Below are 6,767 nucleotides of genomic sequence, written 5' to 3'. Positions count from 1 at the left end.
GGATGTGGTTGGGGCCGCCGGGGGTGAAGACGTCGGAGCTGGCCACCGCCGACCAGGCTGTGGCGGGGACGGCGTCCACCAGGGCGCGGATCACCGGGGCGTCGCGCCACTGGTCCTGTTCGGCGAGCAGGCCGAGGGCCACCACCGACTCCTCGACCTCGCCCACGCACTCGAACGGCTTGTGCCCGTCCACGCCGAGCAGTTCCCGGTAGCCGGGGATCTGCTCCGGGTCGGCGAGCAGGTCGCCGCCGAAGATGTGGGTGACCCGCTCCCGGGCCATGAACGGCGCCATGGCCAGGAAGACGAACCGGCACTTCGGGCAGTCGCGGCACCAGCGCTCGCTCGCGTCGCGCAGCTTGAACGCCTGGTTGCAGCTGGTCACCACGTCGTCGTACCGGGTGAACTCGGCGAACAGCCGGGCGATGTGCAGCTCGGACAGGGAGCGCAGCAGCGAGAAGTACGGCTCGGTGAGGCCGGCGTGCTCGGCCAGCGCGCCGCGCAGCAGCCCCTCGGCCTCGACGCCCTTGGACCACTGGTGGTTGATCTCGTGACCGTTCCAGACCAGGTTCGGGTCGGACGCCGAGCGCTCGTTGGACATCACCACCGGGCCCAGCCCGTGCAGCACCGCGGTCGCCACCGCGATCAGCGAGTTGATCGCGGTGACCGGGATGTGGCCGTTCAGCGCGCCGGCCGCGTTCAGGTCGAACAGCACCGGGTCGATCCGCCGCCGGGCAGCGAGGGGGATCAGCCCGGACGCCTCGTTGACCGAGATGATCACGTGGTTCGGGTTGACCGAGAACGGCACCGGGTCCAGCTCGGCCCGGCGCAGCGCCTCCAGGCTGACGATCGAGTCCTTGCCGCCGCCGACCGCGGAGAGCGGACGGCGGTCGGAGTCGTCGTACACCCGGGCCGGCGTCACCGCACCGGTCGGCACCTCCGGGCGCAGCTCCAGCACGTGCGGCAGCTGGTTGCGGTACGCGTACTCGGCGAGGCCCTTGGTGTAGACGGCGGTGACGTAGTCGACGGTGGCCGCGCCCAGCGGCGCCGGCAGCACGAGGCGGGGCGGCGCGGCGGCCTTGTAGTAGCTGACCCCGGCGACGAGGTGCAGCACCTCCAGCACCCGGCCGAGGGTCGCCACCGTCTCGTCCGAGGGCGGTTCCGCCGGCAGCGGAAGGGTGATCACCTCGGTGAACCGCTGCTCACCGCCCGGGCCGGTCAGGGCGTAGTCGAACAACACCTCGCCGGTGGCGAAGTCGATCGAGTAGGACGGGAAGGTGAAGGCGTCCATCCGCCGGAGCTGCTCGTTGGGCACACGCCATACTAGGCCCTGGTTCGTCCGGCCGTGTCCGGACCGGGCCCGCCCTGCCGCCGCCGCGACCCCCGAGGAGAGCCCAGTGCGCCTGTCTGACCTGCGCGGACGTACCGTCGCCGTCTGGGGCACCGGCCGGGAGGGCCGGGCAGCTGTGACCGCGATCGCCGCGCACGGCCCGGCCGGGATGGTCGCCGTCGACGACAGCGCGAACTTCCTCTCGCTGCCCTGGGACGGCCCGCTGGCCGAGGCGGCTCCGCTGGTCACCGGCGAGGCGGGTTTCGAGCGGCTGGCCGCCGCCGACGTGGTGGTCCGCTCGCCCGGTGTGCCGCAGACCCACCCGTGGCTGGTGGAGCTGCGCCGACGCGGCGTTCTGGTCACCCAGGGCACCGCGCTGTGGATGGCCGACCACGCCGCGCGCACCGTCGGGGTCACCGGCAGCAAGGGCAAGAGCACCACCTCCAGCCTGATCAGCCACCTGCTCACCGCGATGGGCCGGCCGAACGTCTTCGGCGGCAACATCGGGGTGCCCACCCTCGACCTGCCGGAGGCGGAGCTGTACGTGCTGGAGCTGTCCAGCTACCAGTGCAGCGACCTCACCGACTCGCCCCGGGTGGCGGTGGTCACCGCGCTCTTCCCGGAGCACCTGGACGCGCACGGCGGGGAGCGGGAGTACTACCGGGACAAGCTCAACCTGCTCGCCCACGACCCGCAGACGATCGTGGTGAACGGCGCCGACCCCCGGCTCGCCGCCGAGCTGGGGGCCCTCCCGGCGGTCCGCGCGGGTCGGCCCGACACCACCAACGTCGCCACCGGCGCCGACGGCACGCCCTGGTTCCACCTCGGTGACCAGCCGCTCTTCCCGCGTGCCGTGCTGCCGCTGGTCGGCCGGCACAACGAGGGCAACCTCTGCGTCGCGCTCGCCGTGCTCGACGCGCTGGGCGTCGACGTGGTGGCCGGCAAGGACCACCTGGCCGTGGCGGTCGCCGAGTTCCAGGGGCTGGCCCACCGGCTCACCGAGATCACCGACCCGTCCGGGCTGACCTTCGTCGACGACACCCTCGCCACCAGCCCGTACGCGGCCATGCACGCCATCGACGCGTACGAGGGGCGGCCGTTGACCGTGATCGTCGGCGGCAACGACCGGGGGCTGGACTACTCGCCGCTGGCCGAGCACCTGGCGGAGCGGGAGCTGACCGTGATCGGCATTCCGGACAGCGGCGCCCGCATCGTCGAGGCGCTCGCCGGCCTGCCCAAGGTGCGTGCCGAGCTGGTCGACGATCTGGTGGACGCGGTGCGGCTGTCGCGGGAGCTGACCCCGGCCGGTGGGGTGGTGCTGCTGTCCCCGGCCGCGCCGAGCTACGGCCGGTTCCGCAACTTCGAGCACCGCTCCGAGGTCTTCGCCGAGGCTGTTCGCGACACCGCCGGCTGACCCCCGGAGCGACCCTCGGATTGGCGGGAACGGTTCAGCGGGATCGTGACGGACGCCGGCGCAGCCAGGAACGGCGGGCCGGCACCGCCTCGTCACCGAGGTCGGGCTGCGGTTGGCCGGTCCCCTCCCGCCGCCACCGGTTGCCCTGCTGGTCGGTGAAGCACAGCTGCACCGTCGCCGATGCGTACCCGCTGAGGTCGACGCTGCGGTCGACGTTGATGAACAGCTCCGCGGCGGCCCCGCCGTCGAGCCGGTCGACGGGGCCGGTCACCGTGGCCACCGGCACTCGACGGCCGCCGGGGCCCGGGTCGCCGGTGTGCACCACCGGCGTGGCGGCCAGGTCGAAGACCGGCCCGTCGCTGTCGTTGGCGACCCGTACGCGCAGGACGCCCTTGCCCTCGGTGCGGGTGGTGCTGGAGAGGAGCCGCGCCTGTCGGGCCAGCGCGGCCCGGTCCTCGCGGCGCCGGGCCCGCAACTCACGGCGCAGGCTGAGCACGCCGAAGAGCAGCGTGCCGACGGTGCCGAGGCCGCCGAACCAGTCTGGGACGGATCCCCAGTCGACGCCCCATCCGACCGGAATGAACGCCAGAGTCTCCACAGTCGACATGCGTCCACGGTAGTCGCGGTACCCCAGTCCGCCCTCGGCTCCACCGTTCAGCGGCGCCCACCGGCCGTCCCGCCGACGGGACTGCATCTTTCATCCTGGTGCGGCTGCGCGGAGTGTTGGTGTGCGCTTCAGCGGGTAGTGTTGGGGTCACGGATCACGCGGTCGGCCGCCACCCCCTCGGCGTGGACCGACCATCGTGGAGCCTGCCGTCACGCCCCTCCGGGAGGCCAGATGACCCACCGTCGCCCCACCCTTCACCGGCCCGGCCGGACCCGGCCAGCCCGTCTCCTGACGGGCCGTCCGGAGCGCGGCAGCCCGGAGACGCGCCGAAGGGAGACGGGCCGCACGGAGCCGGGCCGATGACCGCGCCGGCACAGGGCACCGGGTTCTCGATCATTCCGCCTCGCCGCAACCGGCTGCCGCTGCGTGGCCGCGACGAGCTGGTCGAGACGATCCTGCGTGCCGCCGAGCCGCCCGGCGGCACCGTGCGTGCCCCGGAGGAGGCCACGCAGATCCTCTGGGGGCTGGGCGGCTGCGGCAAGAGCCTCACCGCTCAGGAGGTGGCCCGCCAGCTCGAGGAACGTGGCTGGCTGGTCTGGTGGATCTCGGCGAAGGACTCGGCGCGGGTCAGCGCCGGGATGCGCGAGGTCGCGGGCCAGCTCCAGGCTCCGGAGAACCAGCTCGACCTCGCCTGGGCCGGCAAGGCCCGCAGCCCGGTGGAGCTGGTCTGGGACCTGTTGAACAACTCGCACCGGCCCTGGTTGCTGATCTTCGACAACGCCGACGAACCGACTCTGCTGGCCCCCGCCGACGGGCAGGTCGCCGACGGCACGGGCTGGCTCCGCCAGCCGCGTACGGCCAACGGGCTGGTCCTGGTCACCACCCGGGACGGCCGGCGGGACACGTGGGGCGAGTGGTCCACGATGTACCTGGTGGACGAGCTGTCGCCGGAGGACGGCGCGCAGGTGCTCGTCGACCTCGCCGGCACCGCCCCCGGCAGCCTGGCCCAGGCGACCGGGCTCGCCGCCCGGCTCAAGGGGCACCCGCTGGCGCTGCGCGGCGCCGGCACCTACCTGGCCGAGGCCAACCGCATCCCGGTCGGCACCACCCGGTCCTCGATCCGCACCTACGACGACTACCGGGAGGCACTGGACCGGCGCACCGGCACCGGCATCCGGCGCAACGGCTCCAGCGGCTTCGACATGGCTGTCCGTCCGGTGGTGCAGTCCTGGGAGATGTCGCTGGACCTGCTCGCCGGGCGCGGGCTCGACCAGGCCCGGCCGGTGCTCCGCCTGCTGGCGTGTCTCGGTGACGCGCCGATTCCCTACGCCGTGCTGCTCGACCCGATCCGGCTGTCGGCGTCGCCGCTGATCGGCGAGATCGGGGAGGACCGGCTGCGCGAGGTCCTGCGTTCGTTGGCGGACTTCGCGCTGGTCGACCTCGGGGTGATCGAGTCACTGCCGGCCCAGTCCCCGGTCGCCCACGTGGTCACCCTGCATCCGTTGGTACGCGAGCTGATCCGGGACCTACCCGACGTGGTGGCCGCTCGGGCGGAGTACCACGAGCTGGTGCTCGACCTGCTGGACGCGCTTCGGCTGCGCGACCCGGACCGCCCTCGCGAGGAGGAGTTCGACCCCGACGAGCCGGACAAGTGGGCGAGTTGGCACCTGCTGGCACCACCCACGATGGGCGCGGTGTTGGATTTCCTCGACAGCGGCGACCTGCCCCGGACCCGGCCCGACCTGCTGGACGTCGCACTCGATCTGGCCCGGCTGATCGCCCGCTACATCCTGGCCGTGGGCCTGCCCGGGCAGGCGGAGATCTTCCTGGACCTCTGCCTGGCGGGGTGCCGCCGCATCGGCGTCGACCTGAACGGCCGGCCGGCGCTCAGCCTCCGCCACGAACGGTGCCGGGCGGCGCTGGAGCAGGGGCATCTGAGCTGGGCCGAGACCGAGCTGCGCGCCATCATCCCGGCCCGGGAGGCGCTGCTCGGCCGGGAGCACCGCAACACCTTGGCCAGCCGGCACAAGCTGGCCCGGACCATCCTGGAACAGGGCCGGTGGCACGACGCCGAGGACGAGCTGCGCGACATCGTCCAGGCCGAATACCGGGTGCGCGGCCCCGAGGACCGGGACACCATGACCGCGCGGCACAGCCTGGCCCGCGCGATCGTCTACCAGGGACGGTACGCCGACGCGCACGCCGAGCTGGCCGAGATCCTGGAGATCCGCCTGCGGCACTGGGCACCGGACCACTTCGAGACCCTGACGGTCCGGCACACCCTGGACCTGTGCCGGCTGCGCGAGGGTGAGGTGGAGGAGGCCCTCGCCGACCTCCGCGAGATCCTCTCGACGGACAGCGCCAAGCGGCAGGTCCAGCACGTCGCGATGATCGCCGCCCGGCACACCCTGGCGGAGTGTCTCATCGCCACCGGCGCCACCGCCGAGGCGGAGAAGGTGCTGTCCGGGGTGGTCAAGGACCGGCGGCGGATCCTCGGCGACGACCACGCCGACACGGTCCGGGCCGAGACCGACCTCAGGAAGCTTCGTGGCGAGTGACGGACGGGACGTCGAGGTCCCGCTCCGGTTCCGCAGCCAGCCTGACGAGGAGCTGATGTGAGCGATCAACTGCGTCGCCGGGACCGACTGACCGCCGAGTCGCTGCGGGAGTTGGCGTCCGGTGAGATCGACGTGATCTGGCACCGCGAGTACTACCCGCCGGAGCAGTGCGACGCCGCGCTGCCCCGGGTGGTCCGCGCCGTCGACGAGGCGAACTTCCTGCTCACCAAGGAGTTCACCAGTGTCGGCACGTCGATGGGCGAGGTGGCGAACGGCGGCGACAGCGTCCAGCGCTACCTGGACACCGCCGCCGACACGACCCGGCTGATCCGCCACGACGTGTTCGCCGAGCAGCAGTCACCCACCGACCTGATCCGGCTCGACCTGGACGAGATGTGGCCGTACGGGGCGACGGTCGGGCGGCACGACGGTCGCATGATGCTGCCCGGTGTGCTGCGTCGGATGACGCCCGGTGGTCGGGGCCGCCCGCACATCGACCGTCGGCAGATCCCGCTGCTCGACGCGTACCGGCTGCACCGGCGGTTGGGGGTGAACATCTACCTGGAGGTGCCGGAGCCCGGCGCGGGTGGCGAGATCGACTTCTGGGGGACGCTGTCCGAGGAGGAGTTCGTGGCGCTCAAGGCCGACCCGTTCGACTACGGGATCGAGCCGGAGCGGGTCGGCCCACCGTTGGACACCGTGCTGCCCGGCAAGGGCGATCTGGTGATGTTCGAGGCGGGCCGGATGCACGGCGTCCGCGAGGTGCGGGCGGGCTGCCGTACCTCGGCGGCCTGCTTCATCGGCGTTCGCGCGGAGACCGACCCGCTGCTGATCTTCGCCTGAGGAGCCACGGCGCCGGTG

General features: G+C 72.8%; 5 protein-coding genes. 3 read left to right on the top strand and 2 right to left on the bottom strand.

Translation table 11 applies throughout. The features are described from left to right. On the bottom strand, window positions 1–1,312 hold a 1,312-nt coding region (locus EAD89_RS17540; RefSeq protein ID WP_121676509.1), incomplete at its 3' end, for a hypothetical protein. Window positions 1,313–1,394: 82 nt separating this feature from the next. On the opposite strand from EAD89_RS17540, the gene murD reads away from it, so the two are divergent. Continuing rightward, entirely contained in the window at window positions 1,395–2,741 is a 1,347-nt protein-coding gene (gene murD / locus EAD89_RS17535) for a UDP-N-acetylmuramoyl-L-alanine--D-glutamate ligase (RefSeq protein WP_121676508.1), read from the top strand. Between the two features lie 34 nt (window positions 2,742–2,775). Here the strand turns inward: murD and EAD89_RS17530 are convergent, their stop codons facing one another. Next, window positions 2,776–3,348: a hypothetical protein gene (locus EAD89_RS17530; protein WP_147458824.1), complete on the bottom strand. Its 573-nt coding sequence runs from the start codon at window positions 3,346–3,348 to the stop codon at window positions 2,776–2,778. A 359-nt stretch (window positions 3,349–3,707) separates the two neighbouring features. Between EAD89_RS17530 and EAD89_RS17525 the strand changes: the two genes are divergently transcribed. Together EAD89_RS17525 and EAD89_RS17520 are read left to right on the top strand one after the other, a co-directional pair. Next, window positions 3,708–5,906 (top strand): tetratricopeptide repeat protein, encoded by a 2,199-nt coding sequence (locus tag EAD89_RS17525; RefSeq protein WP_121676506.1) that lies wholly within the window; start codon window positions 3,708–3,710, stop codon window positions 5,904–5,906. A gap of 57 nt (window positions 5,907–5,963) precedes the next feature. Further along, window positions 5,964–6,749: a 2OG-Fe(II) oxygenase gene (locus tag EAD89_RS17520; protein ID WP_121676505.1), complete on the top strand. Its 786-nt coding sequence runs from the start codon at window positions 5,964–5,966 to the stop codon at window positions 6,747–6,749. The last annotated feature ends 18 nt before the right edge of the window (window positions 6,750–6,767 follow it).

It is taken from the genome of Micromonospora sp. BL4, assembly GCF_003667505.1.
Lineage (GTDB): Bacteria > Actinomycetota > Actinomycetes > Mycobacteriales > Micromonosporaceae > Micromonospora.
The sequence above is the reverse complement of the archived record's forward strand: the minus strand, read 5'-3'. Positions and strand labels throughout refer to the sequence as shown.